Annotated in this window: 21 protein-coding genes and 1 pseudogene; 12 read left to right on the plus strand and 10 right to left on the minus strand. The window is 69.1% G+C overall.

The window, feature by feature from the left end; genetic code table 11:
• Positions 1–26: 26 nt before the first annotated feature.
• Positions 27–395 (minus strand): hypothetical protein, encoded by a 369-nt coding sequence (locus tag ACGFI6_RS40605; protein WP_393128046.1) that lies wholly within the window; start codon positions 393–395, stop codon positions 27–29.
• Here ACGFI6_RS40605 and ACGFI6_RS40610 point away from each other — a divergent pair.
• Positions 387–887, plus strand: a complete 501-nt coding sequence (locus tag ACGFI6_RS40610) for a sigma-70 family RNA polymerase sigma factor (RefSeq protein ID WP_393128047.1) — start codon at positions 387–389, stop codon at positions 885–887. The two genes, ACGFI6_RS40605 and ACGFI6_RS40610, sit on opposite strands and share 9 nt — an antisense overlap.
• A 41-nt stretch (positions 888–928) precedes the next feature.
• Here ACGFI6_RS40610 and ACGFI6_RS40615 read toward each other — a convergent pair whose 3' ends face one another.
• The gene (locus ACGFI6_RS40615) at positions 929–1,258 is read right to left on the minus strand and encodes a hypothetical protein (protein WP_393128048.1); all 330 of its coding nucleotides are present in this window, start codon (positions 1,256–1,258) and stop codon (positions 929–931) included.
• Between ACGFI6_RS40615 and ACGFI6_RS40620 the strand changes: the two genes are divergently transcribed.
• Positions 1,251–2,423, plus strand: coding sequence for a hypothetical protein (locus ACGFI6_RS40620; RefSeq protein WP_393128049.1), 1,173 nt, complete (start codon positions 1,251–1,253; stop codon positions 2,421–2,423). The two genes, ACGFI6_RS40615 and ACGFI6_RS40620, sit on opposite strands and share 8 nt — an antisense overlap.
• Positions 2,420–2,644, plus strand: coding sequence for a hypothetical protein (locus tag ACGFI6_RS40625; RefSeq protein ID WP_393128050.1), 225 nt, complete (start codon positions 2,420–2,422; stop codon positions 2,642–2,644). Before ACGFI6_RS40620 ends, ACGFI6_RS40625 begins: the two co-directional genes overlap by 4 nt.
• Positions 2,645–2,710: 66 nt before the next feature.
• Here ACGFI6_RS40625 and ACGFI6_RS40630 read toward each other — a convergent pair whose 3' ends face one another.
• The 3 genes from ACGFI6_RS40630 to ACGFI6_RS40640 form a co-directional block, all read right to left on the minus strand.
• Entirely contained in the window at positions 2,711–3,385 is a 675-nt protein-coding gene (locus ACGFI6_RS40630) for a hypothetical protein (protein ID WP_393128051.1), read from the minus strand.
• A 236-nt stretch (positions 3,386–3,621) separates the two neighbouring features.
• On the minus strand, positions 3,622–4,665 hold the full coding sequence (locus tag ACGFI6_RS40635; protein ID WP_393128052.1) for an NlpC/P60 family protein: 1,044 nt from the start codon (positions 4,663–4,665) through the stop codon (positions 3,622–3,624).
• Between the two features lie 7 nt (positions 4,666–4,672).
• The gene (locus ACGFI6_RS40640; RefSeq protein ID WP_393128053.1) at positions 4,673–5,023 is read right to left on the minus strand and encodes a helix-turn-helix domain-containing protein; all 351 of its coding nucleotides are present in this window, start codon (positions 5,021–5,023) and stop codon (positions 4,673–4,675) included.
• A gap of 123 nt (positions 5,024–5,146) precedes the next feature.
• Here ACGFI6_RS40640 and ACGFI6_RS40645 point away from each other — a divergent pair, with 123 nt between their 5' ends.
• Genes ACGFI6_RS40645 through ACGFI6_RS40680 form a run of 8 tightly spaced genes read left to right on the plus strand, consistent with a single transcriptional unit; the run spans position 5,147 to position 13,787 of the window.
• A complete protein-coding gene (locus ACGFI6_RS40645; protein ID WP_393128054.1) occupies positions 5,147–5,809 on the plus strand; it encodes a DUF6668 family protein in 663 nt (220 codons plus the stop codon).
• Positions 5,806–6,147 (plus strand): hypothetical protein, encoded by a 342-nt coding sequence (locus ACGFI6_RS40650; RefSeq protein ID WP_393128055.1) that lies wholly within the window; start codon positions 5,806–5,808, stop codon positions 6,145–6,147. The genes ACGFI6_RS40645 and ACGFI6_RS40650 overlap by 4 nt, the downstream gene beginning before the upstream one ends.
• Complete coding sequence (locus ACGFI6_RS40655) at positions 6,147–6,941, plus strand: hypothetical protein (RefSeq protein WP_393128056.1); 795 nt, start codon at positions 6,147–6,149, stop codon at positions 6,939–6,941. Before ACGFI6_RS40650 ends, ACGFI6_RS40655 begins: the two co-directional genes overlap by 1 nt.
• The gene (locus ACGFI6_RS40660) at positions 6,938–8,401 is read left to right on the plus strand and encodes a hypothetical protein (RefSeq protein WP_393128057.1); all 1,464 of its coding nucleotides are present in this window, start codon (positions 6,938–6,940) and stop codon (positions 8,399–8,401) included. Before ACGFI6_RS40655 ends, ACGFI6_RS40660 begins: the two co-directional genes overlap by 4 nt.
• Positions 8,402–8,444: 43 nt before the next feature.
• On the plus strand, positions 8,445–9,941 hold the full coding sequence (locus ACGFI6_RS40665; protein WP_393128058.1) for an SCO6880 family protein: 1,497 nt from the start codon (positions 8,445–8,447) through the stop codon (positions 9,939–9,941).
• Entirely contained in the window at positions 9,938–11,533 is a 1,596-nt protein-coding gene (locus ACGFI6_RS40670) for an ATP/GTP-binding protein (protein WP_393128059.1), read from the plus strand. The genes ACGFI6_RS40665 and ACGFI6_RS40670 overlap by 4 nt, the downstream gene beginning before the upstream one ends.
• A gap of 2 nt (positions 11,534–11,535) precedes the next feature.
• On the plus strand, positions 11,536–13,302 hold the full coding sequence (locus ACGFI6_RS40675) for a type IV secretory system conjugative DNA transfer family protein (RefSeq protein WP_393128060.1): 1,767 nt from the start codon (positions 11,536–11,538) through the stop codon (positions 13,300–13,302).
• Complete coding sequence (locus ACGFI6_RS40680; RefSeq protein ID WP_393128061.1) at positions 13,299–13,787, plus strand: DUF4913 domain-containing protein; 489 nt, start codon at positions 13,299–13,301, stop codon at positions 13,785–13,787. The genes ACGFI6_RS40675 and ACGFI6_RS40680 overlap by 4 nt, the downstream gene beginning before the upstream one ends.
• A gap of 744 nt (positions 13,788–14,531) precedes the next feature.
• On the opposite strand, the gene ACGFI6_RS40685 is transcribed toward ACGFI6_RS40680, so the two are convergent.
• Positions 14,532–15,095: a hypothetical protein gene (locus ACGFI6_RS40685; RefSeq protein ID WP_393128062.1), complete on the minus strand. Its 564-nt coding sequence runs from the start codon at positions 15,093–15,095 to the stop codon at positions 14,532–14,534.
• Positions 15,088–15,243 (minus strand): hypothetical protein, encoded by a 156-nt coding sequence (locus ACGFI6_RS40690; RefSeq protein ID WP_393128063.1) that lies wholly within the window; start codon positions 15,241–15,243, stop codon positions 15,088–15,090. The genes ACGFI6_RS40685 and ACGFI6_RS40690 overlap by 8 nt, the downstream gene beginning before the upstream one ends.
• 87 nt (positions 15,244–15,330) lie before the next feature.
• Between ACGFI6_RS40690 and ACGFI6_RS40695 the strand changes: the two genes are divergently transcribed.
• Positions 15,331–15,573, plus strand: a complete 243-nt coding sequence (locus tag ACGFI6_RS40695; protein ID WP_393128064.1) for a hypothetical protein — start codon at positions 15,331–15,333, stop codon at positions 15,571–15,573.
• A gap of 64 nt (positions 15,574–15,637) precedes the next feature.
• Here the strand turns inward: ACGFI6_RS40695 and ACGFI6_RS40700 are convergent, their stop codons facing one another.
• The 3 genes and pseudogenes from ACGFI6_RS40700 to ACGFI6_RS40710 form a co-directional block, all read right to left on the minus strand.
• A complete protein-coding gene (locus ACGFI6_RS40700) occupies positions 15,638–16,276 on the minus strand; it encodes a hypothetical protein (RefSeq protein WP_393128065.1) in 639 nt (212 codons plus the stop codon).
• Between the two features lie 89 nt (positions 16,277–16,365).
• Entirely contained in the window at positions 16,366–17,112 is a 747-nt protein-coding gene (locus ACGFI6_RS40705; protein WP_393128066.1) for an SDR family NAD(P)-dependent oxidoreductase, read from the minus strand.
• Between the two features lie 133 nt (positions 17,113–17,245).
• A pseudogene (locus tag ACGFI6_RS40710) lies at positions 17,246–17,975 on the minus strand (XRE family transcriptional regulator); the annotation flags it as partial.

The raw sequence follows: 17,975 nt of genomic DNA on the forward strand, positions 1-17,975 counted from the left end.
ACTTCGACCGACTCCTGGACAGAACCTCACTCGGAACCGATGGGGCGAACGAGCTCATCGCCGCCGTATCCGACAGGGTTGTCGAGCGGACGATGGCGGTCGCTCGAGCCGAAAGAGCCAAGCTGGACCAACTCATTGTCAAACGGCTCGCTGTCGGCGTTCACGCGGTGGGTGCGGTTGCTGTCGGATTCGGTGGTCGAGCGATCGCTCCAGCTGAGTTCGATTCCCAGCTCGATACTGAACTGAATGCGACGCTGCCGGAGACCTCCGGTGATGCGGCAGACGATGACCGCGCATGGTCGAGCGTCGAACTCAAGGATCTTGCCGTGCTGGCCGGCGACGGGGACCGCACAGCTCTGGACGATCTGCTCACCAGGGTGCGCGCTGTGGCGCACCGTTACGTACGGTCCCGTATGTGGACCTATCCCGGCGGCGCCGACATGGTCGACGACGTCGCGCAAGAGGTCTGCGTCGAGGTGTTCGGTTCGCTCGGCCGGTACCGGGACGAGGGGAGGCCTTTCGAGGCTTTCGTCTACGGCGTCGCGGCCCGCAAGGTCGCCGATGCCCAGCGTACGTTCGCGGTCGCCGACGTCTCGCCGCCGGACCCGTCGGACCCGTCGGACGGCGCGGACGACTCACCGACGCCTGAGGAGCGCGAGTTTCGGCAGTCCGAGGTTCAGCACATCGTGAGCTTGCTCGACAGGCTGCCGCAGGAGAAGCTGCGGGAGGTGCTGCGGCTCCGGGTGATTGCGGGGATGTCAGCTGAGGAGACCGGCCGGGCGCTGGGGATGACACCGGGGGCGGTGAGGGTCGCACAGCATCGAGCGCTGAGTACGCTCAGAGGATTTGTGGGGCGCGAAGCTCGCGGACCCGTATGGGGTCGCTAACAAGGAGCTTCACGGCCAACTACCTCCGCTGAACTGGCTGCTCAGCGGCGCCGCCGGAAGGTCTGCCTGCGAGGCCTACCTGGCGGCGACAGGTGTGACCCGTCCGTGACGGTCCCGTCCGGGTGAATGATGAGCGGCCAGGTGCTCTCTGCCTCGTACGCCGTGACCCGCACCGGCCGGCCGAGCGCGGTGGCGGTCTGGGCGATCCGTTTGATCGCGTTCTCACGCAACTCGACCAAGTCCTGACCGGTCAGCGGATGTTCGGCCCCGGCGACCACCAGCCGGGGCCGGTCGTCGTTCAGCACGATGTCGATCTGCGGGAACGGCAGCACCTGGCCCTGGCCGGCGTGAGGTGGTGGAGGCGTGGTCATCGTGCTCCAGTCTGACTCCTGCGGCCAGATCCAGCCCTTGGAGTCTGGCTTCGGCCCTGCCGCGAGAAAATTCTCGAATGGGCGAAGGCCTCGTTCTGCCTCAAGGATGTTCGCCGCTCTACCGGTAGTGGACCTGGGACCTCACATCGAACTCGCACCGGAACTGTCATCCGGAACTCGCATCGGGTCCTCTCAGATACCCGCTCCAGCGGCAGTTGAGCATCCCTGGTTCGTCGGTTTCGAGATCGACCTGACGCCTAATGTGGGAGGCATGACACAGCACGACTCTGAGGACCCGAGCGGTTCCTCACCGCCGCGGCCGAAGGCCACCGCGGCGGACATGCGCAAGCTCGCGCCGGCAACGCGCGCCGAGCTACTGAAGCGGGCGAAGCGCACCACGACGCCGATCCGGAAGACCTTCGTCCAGAAGCCCAAGGGGGCAACCGAACGGCGCAGCGTACTGAGCACGTTCGTGAAAAACGCCGACGAGCGAGGTCTGAAGGCCCAGCTGTTCCTGTGGGCGATCATCAGCAGCGGCAAACACCAGGATGGCTGGAGCAAGACCTTGCCGCTCATCGTGTGGGCCCGGGCGTTCGACACTGTCCAGACCGCCGAGCTGAGCTCCGCCACGTCGGCAGTCTCGAAGATCTTGACGAGGCTGGAGCAACGCCGGCTGATCGAGCGGCACCGCACCGGCCGCGAACGGAAGGTGCGCGTCACCATTCTCCGCGAGGACGGGTCCGGCGATCCGTATACCCACCCAGCAGAAGTCAGACCGCGGGACACCTACCTGAAGCTGCCTCATGCGTACTGGACCGAGGGCTGGCACGAGAAGCTCGACTTGGCCGCGACGGCCATGCTCCTGGTTGCACTGCACGAGAAGCCGGTGTTCCGCTTGGCGACCGAGCACATGGAGGAGTGGTACGGCTGGTCGCCGGACACGGCCGAGGCAGGGTTCAAAACGCTCGAGGACAACGGACTTCTGGATAAGACCCGCGAGCGAGAGGACCAGCCTCTCTCGCCGCTCGGCTTCACCTTCTACAACCTCTACGAGCTCACTGGACCCTTCAAGCGTACGAGGCCCGCGGTGAAGACGCCCGCGGTCAAGAGGGCCACACGGCGCCGCACGAGCGGAGCCAGCACCGGAAAGAAGACCCAGCCGTGACCAACCTCAATTCTTCGTACGGCAACTCGCCGTCCGGTCCGCAGCCGCCACGCAGTCTGTTCAGCCTGCGGACTGTCGTCATCCTGCTCGTTGCCCTGCTCGCAGGTCTGGTGGTCGGCGCCCTCACATTTCTGGCCGGCCAGAACGTCGCCGCTGCTGTCCTCGCCGGACTCGGCGCATCGGGGGTCTCTCTGGTGGGAGCCCACACGCTTGTCCAGTAGCGGCCCGAGCCCCCTCCGTTCAACCAGACCCCGAAGTGGAGAAGTGCCGGGCTACGGGCGGGCGGGCTATTCCTGGACCTGGAGTTGGCTGACCCGCCAGGGCGCGGCCGCGCCATCGCGGGTGAGCGTGATGAACAGGACGTATTGCTGCGGAGTGCCGTGCCATCGGTCGCGGCCGATCGGGGTGACGGTGACGGCGATGGAGCGGTCGGCGCGGGTCGTGGTGTCGGGTGGGGCGCCGTCTTCGGTGGCGTCGACCGCGGTACTGGTGGTGTAGGCGCGGTGCTGGGCCCAGGTGTTCCATTCCGCGCCGGGGGCGGCGGCTGGGCCGCCGGTGAGCTGTGCGGCGTACGCCGGCGTCAGCCAGGGCGTTGCGCGGCGTTGGGCGTCGCTGGGCGAGTTGTCGATCGCGGTGTCGTACCGGTACGTGACGGCGGCGACGGTGGCGGCGACCGCGGAGGCGTTCAGCGAGTTCACCTGGGCAGGGCGGGGCAGCCCGCCGGCCGGGGTCTTGGTGGGGTTGCCCGTAGGGATCGGATCCGGAGTGACCGGTGTCGCCGGGACACTCGGCGGCCCCGGCGTACCCGTGACGGTCGCGGCCGGGGGCGATGCCGCGGGTTCGCTGGGCTGCTGGTTCGCCGTTCCGTCGTTCGAGCAGCCGGTGGCTGCCAGTACGACGAAGCCGAGCGCCGCCAGCACGGTGCGCCGGACGGGTCCGGAGCGGCCTGGGGTCGTCGTCACTGTAGGTTCCGATCCGATTTGTCGCCTGGCGAAGTAGCGACCTGCGGTTCTGAGCATCTGTCCAGACGGCTTGTCGTCGGATCTGTCCGGGTGATCCGACGAATCCCTCGGGCATACTTGCCCGGACGGGTGCCACCGACAGATCGTTTGGACGAGCTGACCGACGGTTGCTCGCGCGGACGACAACTCGGCGACAAACCGTTGAGACGAACGACAAGTGTGATCGGAAGCTACAGTCACATGAACCTCCGCACGGTCCAGGTCAGCTTGGACCAGTAGGCGTCGGTGAGGTCGACCTGGTCGACGTTCTTCCCGGTCCGCGGCGCCTCGATCATCGTGCCGTTGCCGGCGTAGAGGCCGACGTGGTCGATGCCGCCGCCGTGGATGGAGAAGGCGATCACGTCGCCGGGTGCCATCGAGGACAGCACCGGCGGGACAGGTTTGCCGGCGACGGCCTGGTCGCGGCTGACGCGGGGGATCTGGATCGTGCGGCCGGACGCGATCCAGATCGCGTGCCGGGTGAGGCTGGAGCAGTCCCACCCGGGTCCGCGGCCGTCGCGGCCGATCCCGGTCGGCTGCTCGAGGTCACCGCCGCCCCACACGTACGGCGTACCGATCCAGCGGGCGGCTTCCTTGACCGCTGCTACGTTCCCGACGCCCCCGGACGGCGGGAGTTCGATGACGGCGTACCGGGTTTCCATCAGCTTGTGGATCCGGGCGATGTAGCCCTGGGTCTCGGCGGGCAGCCGGCTCGGGATGCCACCGACGGCCAGGACCTTGCCGAGGCCGGCGTTGTACGAGGCGAGCATCAGGTCGACCGGGTCCCCGGACAGGCGGCCGGTCTTGAGGTAGCCGTTGACCTGGGCGAGCAGTTGGCAGTCGTAGCGTGCCTGGGCGTCGATCGCGTCGGCCGGGTCGAACGGGCTGTTGACGCCGTTGTTGTTGGCGTCGCGGCCGAGCTGCTTCCAGGTGGCCGGGGTGAACTGCGACAGCCCTTCGGCGTTGGCCGGGGACACGGCCTGCTCGTTCCATGCGGACTCGGCATCGATCTGGGAGGCGATCAGGGGAGCGCTGACGCCCACGCACGTGTTGCCTGCGGCAAGCACGAGCGCGGCGTACTTCGGGGGTACCGACCCGATCTTGAGTGTGGCGTCGATCAGTTGGTCGGTGACGCTGCGGCCGTTGCCGGGTGTGCATCCGCCGGTGCCGATGATCGCGGCGACGAGTGCCACCGCCGCGGCCAGACGAGTGAGCCGGCCGCGGCTTGTTCCCCCGTGCATCCGGTACCTACTCCTCGCTGTCAGTCCTGTTGGGCCTGTTGGGCCTGTTGGGGATGTCGGGGCTGGTGGCAACGATCTCGGCGCCGGGTCGGGTCGGGTGGGCTTGTTCGCGGGGGTCTGGCTGGTTCCAGCGGCTGCGGAGCAGGGCGATCACTTCGGACTTCACGCACATCCATGAGGCTTTGGTGCCGGATCCGATGCGGTAGCCGGGGAGGTCTCCGGAGCGCAGCTGGCGCCGCACGGTGTACGGGGTTTGGCCGATCGCCTCGGCGACTTGTTCGGGGGTCAGGCGCTCGCCGGGGTAGCACGCGAAGAGGCTCTCAATCCCGGGGTCCACGGCAACCATCATGAAGCCCATCGACGAACGATGTGGACATATTGCAACAAGCTGCAACCTTTCACTCAAAAGCCCTCACTGCTGGGTATTGTGACGGCTTGTGAACACCGAGGGCTAGTCCGGTGATCGGGGATAGAGGAGTGGATGAGCGAGCCGGGTGCGAACCCTTGGGTAGATCCCGGGTCTGAGGAGTACGTCGGCCCGCAGTCTGATGCCGGGCGATCGCCGGTGGTTGCGACCGGCCCGACGCAGCCGCATCCGGGGCTGCGCTCGCAGCTCGGCGGCATGACCGGTCAGGTTCCGGCGATGGCGCCGTCGGGGCCGCGGGGGCCGGGGCAGGGCATCTGGGTGGTCGGGGTGCACGGCGGTGCGGGCGAGTCCACGATCGTCGCGCTGAGCCCGCATTTGCAGCAGGCCGATCACCGGTGGCCGCCGCGCCGTGGCCGGTCGGAGTGGTGCGTGCTGGTCGCCCGGACCAACGCCGCGGGGCTGCACAACGCCCGTGCGGCCGCGATCGACTATGCGGCCGGTCACGAGCCGCACGTGATGCTGCTCGGGCTGGTGCTGATCCCTGATGCCCCCGGCAAGCTTCCGAAAGATCTCGCCCGTGAGGTCACACGGACGGGCGGCGGTGTTCCGCGGGTGTGGGAGTTGCCGTGGGTCGAGGCCTGGCGGTATCACGCGGCCGGCTACACGCAGCTCGACGCCACTGATCTTCCCCGGCCGGTGAAGAAGATGCTCGCCGATCTGGCGGAGCTGACCATGCTCGACGTAGTCGACGGATCGAAGGAGAACCCCGCACGATGAGCACCCTTTTGATGCTGCAGTCGGCCGCGCACGACGTGCACACTGTGGTGCAGCACGTCCTGCCGATGGCCGATACGCCGAAACCTGGTGGCTACAACGGGCCCGCGATCGGGACCGGCACCCCGCCCGGCGCGGACAAGTTCTCGCTCATCCTGGGGTGGGCGAAGTGGATCTTCTCCGGGGCCGCCGTTCTCGGCATCATCATCACGGGAACCCAGATGGCGCTCGCGCACCGCTCGCACGGTGGTGGCAGTAACCACCTCGGCGGTCTCGGCTGGATCACTCTCGCGTGCGTTGTGGTCGGTGGCTCGTTGCAGATCGTGGGCGCGCTGAGCTGATGTCGTCGAGGATCACTCCGCCCAACGCCGACACCGGCCGCGGCGGCGGCCGTCGGTGGACCCTGACGCTGTCTGCGCTCGTGCTGCTGGTGATCGTGGGCTGTGTGTTGTTCCTGCTCGCGAACCGCGGCAAGAACAACGACACCACCAGCCCGCCGGCTTCGACGCCGCAGCAGTCGACCGGCCCGTCGACGGGCCCGTCCGGGGCGCCGTCCACGGGCCAGTCGAGTCCGGGCGGCCCGGCGACGTGCAGTCTGCCTGCGGGCAGCCAGCAGGTCCCGAACACCCCGATCCACGGGGCGTCGTGGAGCCTGGTGAACCAGGTCGCCGTCCCCGGTGCCGACGCCTATGGACCGCAGGTGAGCGACTCTGACGGGCTGCGGCGCTGCTTCGCGCACTCGCCGGTTGGCGCGGTGTTTGCCGTGTACAACCACATCGCCGCGATGTCGATCCCGAACGACTCGACCGGGGCGAAGACGTTCCCGATCCTGCGACGCATCATGGTGCCGGGCAAGAACCTGAACAGCTACATCGAATGGTTGAAGACCGCGCCGGACAGCGGCGACGGCACCGGTGTCCAGTTGGCCGGGTTCAAGGTCCTGGACGCGACCGCTGACCGGGTGACGTTGCTGGTGGCGGCCCAGGCCGGTGCCGGGTACGCGTCGTCGACCTGGACGATGGTCTGGCAGGGCGGTGACTGGAAGGTCGAGCCGCCACAGGCCGGCGAGATGGCCGGTGCCCCGTTCAGTCCGCTGCAGGACCTGACCGGATTCGTTCCATGGCGGGGCGCATGATGCTTCCGCTGATCCCGAACCCGCTCGACCAACTGGACAATGCAGCCAGCAACGTCGTGAAGGACTGGCTGATGGACCTGGCCGGCAAAGCCGGCCAGTCGACCCAGCTCCTGCTCGAGAAGACCGCCACGTTCTGGGTCACCGGTGTCGACACGCCACAGCTGACCGTCGCGACCTCGAGCAACGAGTACGCCCCGGCCAACACGATCGCTTTCCTGTGGGCGCATCTGCACTTCTACGTGGCCGGGCTGGCGGTGTTTTCGATCATTCTCGGCGGCATCAAGATGGTGTGGGAGCGCAACGGCCAGCCGGGCCGCGAGCTCGCCATGTCGCTGCTGCAGCTGATGCTGGTCTCGACGATCGGCCTGGCCGTGATCAGCCTGCTGATCAATGTTTCCGACCAGTTCGCGTCGTGGATCCTCAAGGATGCGTCGACGACCGCGGACGGAACGCCCACGACGTTCCAGACCGCGTTCGGCCTGATGTTCGTCTCCAACCCGGTGACCGTTCCCGCCAATGTCGTGTTCGTGATCTTGGCGATGCAGGTGCTGTTTTGGCTGTCGATGCTGCAGATGGTGCTGCTGATCATTCGCGGCGGCATGCTGTTCCTGCTCGCCGGGACCCTTCCGTTCGCGGCGGCCGCGGGTAACACCCAGATCGGGCGGCACTGGTTCCAGAAGTCGATCGCCTGGATCATCGCGTTCATCTTGTACAAGCCGGTCGCTGCGATCGTGTACGCGACCGGGTTCCAGCTGACCCGCGAGGGCGGGACGCTCGCGCCGTCCGCGGGCGACCAGGTCATCAAGATCGTCACGGGCATCACGATGTGCGCGCTGGCTGTTTTCGCGCTGCCGGCGCTGATGCGGTTCACCGTGCCCGCGGTGAGCGCAGCGGCCGGAGGCAGCAGCACGGCAGGTGTCGCCGCGCTCAGCGGCGCGGTCGCGATGGGTGCGAAGGCCGTGGGTAACCAGGGCGGCGGCTCGAGCAGCTCCAGCTCGGGCAGCAGCCAAGGCAGCACCCAGAGCAGCGGCGGCGGCCAGGACGGGCCGTCGGGCAACACCGGACAGTCGACCCAGTCCACATCCACACAGTCGACGCCGTCCAGTGAGTCTTCGTCCACGGGCCCGTCCGGGTCGGCGGGCGAGACCGGTTCGGCGGGCGCGGACAGTTCGTCCGGTGCGGCGACGTCGGGGTCGGCCGGGTCCAGTGCGGCTGGTTCCAGCTCGGGCGGGTCGGCCGCCGCCGGGGGCGGCGGTGGAGTGCCTGCCGCGGCCGCGGTGGGTGCTGTCGCGGAGGCGATCAAGAAGGCCGCGGCCGCGCCGGCCAAGACCACGACGCAGGCCTCGGGCGAGGACTCCGGCGCGGACGGTGCTGCACCGTCCGGCGGAAGTTCGTCCGGCGGGGCCTCGTCGGGGTCGAGCGGTCCGTCCGGATCGGGATCGCAGAAACCCAAGCAGTAGCAGCATGCGTTGGTTGAGGAACGGTTGAGGAGGAGGGAATCGGGTGGCAGAAGCGAGCGTGTCCCGCACGTACGGGAACTGGCGCAAGCCGGTGACGGCAGGGTTGGGCAGGCTCGGCACGATCGGTACGGGCGCGGTCTTGGTGCTGGGCATCGTGGCGATCCTGGCCTGGACGGCGGCCGGGGTCGGCGCCGGGCTGGTCGTGGTGGTGATCGGCGCGGTGATCGTGCTCGGACTGGTTCTGCGTGACCGGCACGAGCTGACCGCGGCGCAACGGCTCGGGGAACGAGTCGGCTATCAGCGGGCCACGGCAGCCAACAGCAGGCTGTACCGGTCCGGGCCGCTGGGTAAGGCCGGGTGGGGCACCTACCAGCTGCCCGGTCTGCTGGCCTCGACGCGGCTGATCGAGGGCAAGGATTCCTGGGACCGGCCGTTCGCTGTGGTCGCGTGGCCGTCGCTGGGGCACTACGCGGTGGTGATCTCGTGCGAGCCTGACGGCGCCGGCCAGGTCGACCAGGAGCAGATCGACAACTGGGTCGGTGGCTGGGGGCAGTGGTTGCGGAACCTCGGTCACGAGGACGGTGTGATCGGGGCTGCGGTCACCGTCGAGACGGCACCGGACACCGGCTACCGGCTCGGTGCCGAGGTACGGCACAACCTGTCGGCTGATGCGCCTGACGTCGCCCGGCAGATGCTGGCCGAGGTCATCGACTCCTACCCGCAGGGCGCGGCGCAGGTGAAGGCGTGGATCACGATCACGTTCTCTTCCCAGGTCCGCACCGGATCGCGCGCGAGTGAGGAGGACATGGTTCTCGAGCTCTCGACGCGGCTGCCGACCCTGACCAGTGGCCTGGCGTCGACCGGTGCCGGGCACGCCCGGCCGGCGACCGCGCAAGAGGTCTGCGAGACGGTCCGGATCGCCTACGACCCGGCGTCGGCGTTCGTGATCGACGAAGCCCGCGCGATGGGGCAGCGCGCCAAGCTGCGCTGGTCCGACATCGGCCCGGCCTCGCACGAGGCGTTCTGGGACAAGTACCGTCACGACGGTGCCTGGTCGGTCACGTGGGCGATGACGGTGGCGCCGCGCGGTGAGGTCTACGAGAACGTGCTGCAGCCGCTGCTCGCACCGCACCGGGCGATCGTGCGCAAACGCGTCACGATCCTGTACAAGGTGATGGATCCCGGGATCGCCGCACGGATCGTCGAGTCCGACCGCCGCAACAGCGACTTCCGTCTCAACAGCTCGAAGGTGCCGGCGGCGCGGCTCGAGGCCGAGCGGTCGATCACGGAGAAGACCGCCCGGGAAGAGGCCCGCGGTGCGGGTCTGGTCGACTTCGCGATGCTGGTCACCGCGACCGTCACCGACAAGGACCGGTTCCCCGAAGCGGTCGCCGTGGTGGAGCGGCTCGGGTCACAGGCCCGGATGCAGCTGCGGCCCCAGTTCGGGTCGCAGGACTCAGCGTTCACCGTGGCGCTGCCGCTCGGGATCGTGCCCGAGCAGCACCTCGTGGTGCCCAGCTCGATCCGGGGTGCCCTGTGAACCTGTCTGGTCTGTTCGGGCGATCAGCACGCCGTACGCCGCGACGCGGAGCGGGCCGGCTCGACCTGGTCGCGAAGCCGCTGAAGCGGCCGCAGCAGCCCGGCCCGCGGGGCTGGGCCGCGTCCGGCGCCGGCGGCGTCGCCTACCTGCAGGCGCCGCAGCGCTGGCGCGGCACCACGGTGCAGGTGTGTGGGCTGTGGCCGTTCCCGGTCGGCTCCGGGGCACCGATGACCGGTGTTCCACTCGGCCGGGCGCTGAACTCCGACGCCACCGTGTGCTGCGACCCGATCAGCTGGTTCGCGCGCTCGAGGCTGATCTCCAACCCGTCGGCTTTCATCCTCGGCAAGCCCGGGCTGGGGAAGTCGAGCGTGGTCCGCCGGATGGCGCTCGGCCTGGCCGGGTACGGCGTTCAGCCGCTGATCCTCGGCGACCTGAAACCCGACTACCGCGACCTCATCGAAGCCCTCGACGGCCAGGTCATCGACCTGGCTCCCGGCCGGGGCAACCTGAACGTCCTCGACGCCAGTGACGCGCTGGCCGCGGCCGACCGGCTCACCGGGTCGGCGCGGACCTGGCTGATCAACGACGCCCGGCAACGCCGCGCGAACACCATCTCCGGTCTCATCACGATCCTGCGCGCCGGTACGCCGCCGACCGACCGTGAGGAGTCGGTGATCACCCGGGCCCTGGACATTCTCGACGACCGGATGACGGGCCGTGTCCCGGTCCTCGCTGACCTGCTGCAGGTCGTGAAGGACGCACCGCCGGACCTGCGGGAGGCCGCGCTGGACCGCGGCAGCGAGGTCCGGTACCGCGAGATCACCGAAGGGCTCGAGGCGACGCTGCAGAGCCTGGCCACCGGCACGTCGCGGTTCGGGATGATCTTCTCCGAACAGACCACGCAGCCGATGCGCCGCGACAAGCCGGTCGCGTTCGACCTGTCCGGGATCGACGACGGCCAGTTCGATCTGCAGGCCGCCGCGCTGCTGGCGTGCTGGTCGACGGGGTTCGCCGCGGTCAACGTCTCGCAGGTCCTCGCCGACGCCGGGCTGGAGCCGCGCCGCAACTACTTCGTCGTCCTCGACGAGCTGTGGCGTGCGCTGCGCTCCGGGCGCGGGATCGTCGACCGGATTGACGCACTCACCCGGCTGAACCGGCAGCGCGGTGTCGGGCAGGTGATGGTGTCGCACACCATGTCCGACCTGCTCGCGTTGCCGACCGAGGAAGACCGGATGAAGGCCCGCGGGTTCGTCGAACGTGCCGGCATGGTGATCTGCGGCGGGCTGCCCCGCGCCGAGATGAGGCTGCTGTCGGAGGCGGTGCGCGTGGCCGACGCCGAGGTCGACATGATCACCGGCTGGCAGGACCCGCCCGCGTGGTCGTCGGACGAGGAGGACCCCACCCCGCCCGGTCTGGGGAACTTCCTGATCAAGGTCGGCGGGCGCACCGGCATCCCGATCCACGTCGACCTGACCCCGGTCGAGCACGCCCTCAACGACACCAACAAACGCTGGCGCGACGTACCCCTGAGTGTCGTCCCCGACGAGATCCTCGGGGACGGGGCCGGAGGAGCGCTGGAGGAGGTCTCCTAGCCATGGTGCAGCGCGAACGCGACCCGGCCCATCCGCTCGCGGGTCCCAACGGCGCCGTCCTGGTCCTGGCCGGCGTCGCCGTCGGGATCGGGCTGGTCGTGTGGGGTGCGCTGCGGCTCGGCACCGCTTGGGCCGGTGATTCCGCCGGAATCCCCACCAACCCGATCGCGCTGCTGTTCGGCCTCGCCGGCGGCGAGATCGCGTGGCCGCGGCAGTCCACGTACGCACTCGTCGGCATCCTCGTTGTGGTCGCGGTCCTGGCCGTGCTCGCCGGGCTCGCCGTCCGGCGGTTCCGTGGCGGCGGCCGGACCCGGGTCGACCCTTCCGCGCGGCTCCTCGGCCGCGGCCGCGACATCGAGGCAACCTCCAGGTCCGCGGTCGCCGCGACCGCGAAACGGCTCGGCGTGACCGCCGACAACCCCGGCGTGTTCCTCGGCCGCACCGTCGCCGGCGGCGCCGAGGTGTACGGGTCGTACGAGGACATGGTCATCGACATCGCCGGCCCCCGGACCGGGAAGACCACGACGCTGGCCGTGCCGGTGATCGCCGAAGCGCCCGGCGCGGTGATCGTCACCTCCAACAAGCGCGACATCCTCGACGCCACCCGCGGCCTGCGCGAGGCCGGCGGCCACGGCAGCGACGGGGTGTGGGTGTTCGACCCCCAACAGGTCGCCGCCGAAGAACCCACCTGGTGGTGGAACCCGCTCAGCTACGTCACCGACGACGACACCGCGCGCGAGCTCGCCCAGCACTTCGCCCACGCCTCCCGTGCCGTCGACGCCCGCGCCGACGCGTTCTTCGACAGCTCCGGCATGCAGCTGCTCGCCTGCCTGCTGCTGGCCGCAGCCCGCGGCGGGCAACCGGTCAGCCGGGTCTACTCGTGGCTGACCTCCGTCAACGCCACCCAGCCCGAGGAACTGCTGCGTGAGCACGGCGACATCACCATGGCCGAAGCACTCGAGGCGATCCGTTCCGCGCCCGACCGGCAGCGCGGCGGCGTGTTCGGCACCGCGCAGCAAATGGCGTCCTGCCTCGGGTCCAGCCGCGTCGCCGCCTGGGTCAACCCCGGGCCCGTCCCGCGGCCGGAGTTCGACCCGCAACAGTTCGTCCGCCGATCAGGCACCCTCTACAGCCTGTCGCGTGAAGGCGCCGCGAGTGCCGGGCCGCTGGTCACCGCGCTCACCGCTGCCGTCGTGAAAGCCGCCGAGGACTACGCCACCACCTGCCCCGGCGGGCGGCTGCCTGTGCCGATGATCGGCGTCCTCGACGAGGCCGCGAACGTCTGCCGGTGGAAAGACCTCCCCGACCTGTACTCCCACTACGGTTCCCGCGGGATCGTGCTCATCACGATCCTGCAGTCGTGGGCCCAAGGCGTCGGTGCCTGGGGCGACCGCGGCATGGAAAAGCTCTGGTCGGCAGCGAACCGGCGCATCTACGGCGGCGGCGTCGACGACGCCGCGTTCCTCGACCGGCTCGTGAAGATCATCGGCGACCACGAACGGCTCCGCGGTTCGACATCCACAGGCAAGGAAGGAACCTCGGTCAACCGGTCGCTGCACCGCGAACAGATCCTCGACGTGTCCGAGCTCGCCGCGCTGCCTGCCGGGCGAGCGATCGTGTTCTCCTCCGGGTCGCGTGTGACGCTGGTCCGGGCGATCCCCTGGATGGAACGCCCGTACGCCGACCAGATCCGCGTCTCCTTCGCGCGGTTCGACCCCGGCACCCGCCGCACCGCCGTACCGAACACGCCGACAGGAGAACCCACGTGACGCTGCCCGACACCGAATGGGAAGACGACACGTACCCCGAGGACCCCGGCCACCACGACCAGGCCGCGCAGCTCGAGGCCGAAGCCGCCGCGGCCGGCGACGCCCTCGACGCCGCCGCGGACCCCGAGCCGCAGACCTTCTTCAAGACCCTGCCCGAGTTCGTCGACCAGTTCCTCACCAAGGCCTACCGGCGACCCATCACCGGGTCGCAGGCCTGGTGCCGCGAATGGTGGAAACACGGCGAAGCCGTCTGCGTCCTGTCCGCGCTCTGGCGCGCCTGGGAAGCGCTGCGCCTCGAACCCGGCACCGGCATGAGCGTGTGGTGGCGCGACCACTGCTACCCCCACATGAACAGCCTGATGAACCCCCAAGGCACCTTCACCAAGTGCACCGTCGCCGGGCACAACGCGAACGGCCAAGGCCTCGAAGCACTGCCCTGGAACACCCCGCCCGCCGAGCTGTACGACCCGCTCACCTACGGCTGACTCCTCCGCCTCTGGGTGCGTGGGGTGGCTGACCTATGCGCTTAGAAATATCGGAATCGTGGTGTGGGTCACACCGCTTCGTATGCCGATATTGCAACGCCGCCACGGCGGCCCGCGGCAGTTGCGAACAGCTGATCACCGAGCGCTATCCACAGGGCAGGAAGACAGTGGTACTGAAACTGTGCGGATGAGCAGCACGCTGCTAACGTGCGCTTGGGCCACCCCCCGACCGTGACATCTTGGCCGAGCTCGCGAGACACCAGCTGGGCCTCGCACGAAGCCCTGTCACGGGAAAGGAGGTAGTGACTGTGATGCTCAGCAAGTCGCCGGAAGGCGATGAACCGGGGAAGCGGAAAGGCCCGAACCAGCGCCAGTGGCGTCGGCTCGGGCCTTGGGTGCTCGCCCTGCTGATCCGCATCGTGGTCGACCGGTGGTTAGACCACCAGTAGCCCGCTGTGGGAAGGGCCGTCAGCGCTTGTCGGAGTGCTGGCGGTTCCCACGCTAGCGCGATGCTAAGCGGGGGTACGCCGCGCACGCTACAGCGATCACCGAACTGACACAACAATGCTCGGTGTCACCGGCACTCGTGAGGCGGCGCCATCGCAGGCCGAATTCTGACCGACGCACGGCGTACCTGAGCCCGTTGGTCCACGCGGCGACAGCCCTAGACGTCGGGATGCGGCGGCGTGTTCGGCCGCGGTCGGTCTTGGCGGGCCAGACAGCGGTTGAGGTCAGGCGACCGGCTCAGCTGGTGCCGAATGCCCTCGCGTTGTGTGCGGGGCTTAGGCAGTCACCGAGAACCCGGGGCAGGGGAGCTTCTGCCGGTCCGGGCACGGGGATCTTGGCTTCGCGCAGAGCGGTTCGGACGGGCGGGCACGGCCACGGCTCGACGTCGTCGCGATGGCACCAGATCTGGCCGTTCGCAGCGGTCTGCGTCCGGCTGCAGTCGACACAGACGCCTCCGAAGCCGCTGGACCATTCGTGCTGGGCGAGCACGGCATGCAGGACCGCAAGGTGCGCCGGTTCGCAGAGCGGCGGCACGATCGCCGGCGGCGCGGTCAGCAGCGGCACGGTGACTGTTGCGATGTCGCGGTGCTGGGCGCGCACGGTGAGGTCGGAACGGTCCTGCCCGTAGGTGATCCTGCCGCACTCGACAATGACCGGGCGCTGCGCGGTGGCTCGCTCGAGGTGGTTGTCTGCCATCCATTCGGTGACGGCGGTCAGGTCGGTCGCAGTGAGCCAGTGCCCGGCGTAGGCGTCCAGCCGCCAGACGATCCTGCCGAGTTCCAGCGAGACTGTCTCACTCATCGGTGGCCGCGGCGTTCTGCTGGGCTCGTGCGATGAACGCCGGCAGTGCCGCGCGGACGTCGGCCTGGCACAAGTCCAGCGGATACCCGCCACGGTCGATCGCGTCCGCGATGTCGTAGGCCAACAGGTCCAGGTCAGCGTCGGTCATGGTGATCATCCCCTCATTAAGTGGCTTGCCACTTAATGTACCAAGCTGCGCTTGTAAGTGGCAAGCCACTTATGTCAGGATTTCGGCATGGGAAGCCAACATGCCGATCCGGCACTGACCGTGAGAGCGCCGGCCGACGTCAAGGGCCGGGCAACCGAGGTACTGCAGGCCCGAGGGCTGGAGATGCGTGGGTTCGTGGTGGCATGCCTGACGGCGCTCGCGGCTGACCCTGACGCGCTGCTGAACCAGATCGAGCCGCACTGGCCGGCCGAGAAACCTCGTGGCCGTCCGCGTCGCGAACCCGCACCGCCAGACCGAAGCGCCGATTGACGGGCACGGCGTCAACCGTGGTCGTGTCACCGGTTCGCCTCGATCACTACCTGGGTGGCTTGCCCTAGTCGTTGGGATGCGGCGGCGCGTTCCGTGCAGCTCGTGCCGCGATGGCGTTGCGGGCCAGGATGACCTTGTCGTACTGAACACGCCAGCCGTACTCGTCGTGCTCGGCCGGCAGCCGGCCTTCGGCGGCCATGTGGTGGACCGCGCTGTACGTGACCCCGAGAACCGCTGCTGCCTCGGACAGTCCGATCCATCGATCCGGGTCGTGATCGACCAGCGTCGGGGCGAGTTCGACAGATTCGTCGACCGGGAACGGCCACGACACATCCGGTGGCCGTCGCCGGCGGCCGCGTTGGAGAACCGCGTCGAGTCTGCGTAGACGCCGGGCGGTAGGCACTGCGACCCGGTCGGGCTTGCAGCCGATCAGCACGGCGGCCGCGGTGACGCTGATCGGCTGGACGAGCTCCAGGACGTCGCTCAGGCGGTAGATCCGCTTCAGCTGGGTGTTCTCCTGGCGGGCCAGCCAGCCTTGGCGCTCCAGGCGCGGCACCTGTCCCCGGTTGAGGCCGAGTACCCGCGCGGCCTGCCCGCTCGTGATCAGCGGATCAGGGACCGCGATCAGCTCTCCGAGCAGCTGCTCGCACAAACTCCGCGAAAGGCCAACGGCCGTGTTCAGGAGCTCGTCGACCACAGACATGCCAGGCAGCGTACGTCGCTGCGGAGGCGCGATCCGCCGCGAGGCATCACGGTCAACGCCGTTGCTTTGGACAACGGCAGCTGGGCCGGTCAGCGGCTGCTTTCGGCGCCGCCGTTGACCTGGATCACCTGTGCGGTGATGTGTCCGGCGGCTTCGGAGGCGAGCCAGTGCAGTGTTTGGGCGACGTCGTTCGGTACGCCGACGCGGCCGGTGACGGTCTCGTCCCTGCGCAGCTGCAGCCGTTCGTCGGGTAGGGGTTCGCCGAAGAAGGGTGTCTGTTCGATCAGTCCGGGAGCGACGGCGTTGACCGTGATGCCTCGCGGCCCGAGTTCCCTGGCGAGCGCGACGACGTACGGGTGGATGGCGGCTTTCGCGGCGCCGTACTCGACCCGGCCGGATCCGCGGAAGGCCGAGATGCTGGTGATGAACAAGACGCGGCCGCCGGGGGCCCGGAGTTGGTCGCGGAGTGCCTCGGTGAGCAGGACGGCAGTCAGGACGTTGAGCCGGAAGTTGAGCGCCCAGTTGTGCGCGATGGTCTCCAGCGAGTCTCCGTGTTCGACCGGTTCCTCGAGGCCACCGTTGCCGCCGGCGCTGTGCACGACGACGTCGACCGTGCCGTACTCCTGCGCGATGAAGGCGGCGGCCTGCCGGGCGCCCTGCGGTTCGCTGAGGTCGGCGGCGCAGTAGCGCGCGCCGGGGATCTTCTCGGCGGCGTCCCTCAGGACGTTCTCCCGGCGTCCGAGCAGGACGACGTGGTCGCCGCCGGCCGCGAAGGCCTCCGCGGTCGCGAAGCCGATTCCGGTGCCACCACCGCTGATCACCACGACGCGAGCCATGCGCTGGATCTTACGAGCGCCGATTCGATACCCCGTCAGGTGGTCACCGCTGTTCGGGATCACCGGCCGACCCACCCGTGAGGGCTTCTACACTCCGCGCATGGACGCCTACTTACAGGCGTCAGGCCGGTGGTCAGGCCCTGGTGAGCTCTTTGAGGTTCCTGCCGCTGAGTACGGTCGCGATGTCGCGGCGCAGTGCGGCGACCCCGGCGTGCGAGCCGCGGAGCTTGGTGGTGGCGCGATGGACCTCGCCGAGGTCGTCCAAGACCCGCATCGAGCGGACCTTCCGGGATTCGGCCAGCGCTGTCTGTCCGAGATTGACGCCTTCGTCGGGGTCGCCCTGGTGCAGGGTCAGCGCGGCAAGCCGTGCCACGCAGAACAGGCGCGAGCGGGCGTAGCTGTCGGGGTAGCTGTCGATCGCCGTCGCGAGCCGCTGGGAGGCGTTGGCCGTTTCGAGGCCGTGCACGGCGACGGCCCACAGGCCGTGGCCGGTGTCGCCGTTGAGTTGGGCTTCGGAGAAGAACTCCGAGTACAGCTCCCAGTCGGGGTCGTCACGGGCGTCGACCTCGTGGAAGAACTGGACCGCGCGGTCGACCGAGCGGGCCGCTTCCCGGGCTTCGCCGAGCTCGCTGAACGCGCGCGCCTCGACGATGCACAGGCTCGACCGGCGCAGCGACGACAACCGGTCCTCGCGGATCTTGGCGGTGCCGATGAGTGTCAGTGCGTCGTCTGCGCGGGCCAGGTAGACGGCTTGGCGGGCCATGTGAGTCAGTACGTCGGCGCGCAGCCACCAGGCGCCTGCCTGTTCGGCGTACCGAAGCCCGACCCGGAAGTACTGGTCGGCCTCGGCGTGACAGCCGGCG

Origin of the sequence: Kribbella sp. NPDC048928 (assembly GCF_043197975.1) — a bacterium.
GTDB lineage: Bacteria > Actinomycetota > Actinomycetes > Propionibacteriales > Kribbellaceae > Kribbella.

Coding starts and splice junctions, on each gene's coding strand:
- ACGFI6_RS40705 (WP_393128066.1), bottom strand. CDS start 17,112: ATGGCTCGCGTCGTGGTGATCAGCGGTGGTGGCACCGGAATCGGCTTC.
- ACGFI6_RS40700 (WP_393128065.1), bottom strand. CDS start 16,276: ATGTCTGTGGTCGACGAGCTCCTGAACACGGCCGTTGGCCTTTCGCGG.
- ACGFI6_RS40685 (WP_393128062.1), bottom strand. CDS start 15,095: ATGAGTGAGACAGTCTCGCTGGAACTCGGCAGGATCGTCTGGCGGCTG.
- ACGFI6_RS40655 (WP_393128056.1), top strand. CDS start 6,147: ATGTCGTCGAGGATCACTCCGCCCAACGCCGACACCGGCCGCGGCGGC.
- ACGFI6_RS40615 (WP_393128048.1), bottom strand. CDS start 1,258: ATGACCACGCCTCCACCACCTCACGCCGGCCAGGGCCAGGTGCTGCCG.
- ACGFI6_RS40635 (WP_393128052.1), bottom strand. CDS start 4,665: ATGCACGGGGGAACAAGCCGCGGCCGGCTCACTCGTCTGGCCGCGGCG.
- ACGFI6_RS40650 (WP_393128055.1), top strand. CDS start 5,806: ATGAGCACCCTTTTGATGCTGCAGTCGGCCGCGCACGACGTGCACACT.
- ACGFI6_RS40640 (WP_393128053.1), bottom strand. CDS start 5,023: ATGGGCTTCATGATGGTTGCCGTGGACCCCGGGATTGAGAGCCTCTTC.
- ACGFI6_RS40675 (WP_393128060.1), top strand. CDS start 11,536: ATGGTGCAGCGCGAACGCGACCCGGCCCATCCGCTCGCGGGTCCCAAC.
- ACGFI6_RS40690 (WP_393128063.1), bottom strand. CDS start 15,243: ATGACCGACGCTGACCTGGACCTGTTGGCCTACGACATCGCGGACGCG.
- ACGFI6_RS40660 (WP_393128057.1), top strand. CDS start 6,938: ATGATGCTTCCGCTGATCCCGAACCCGCTCGACCAACTGGACAATGCA.
- ACGFI6_RS40695 (WP_393128064.1), top strand. CDS start 15,331: ATGGGAAGCCAACATGCCGATCCGGCACTGACCGTGAGAGCGCCGGCC.
- ACGFI6_RS40645 (WP_393128054.1), top strand. CDS start 5,147: ATGAGCGAGCCGGGTGCGAACCCTTGGGTAGATCCCGGGTCTGAGGAG.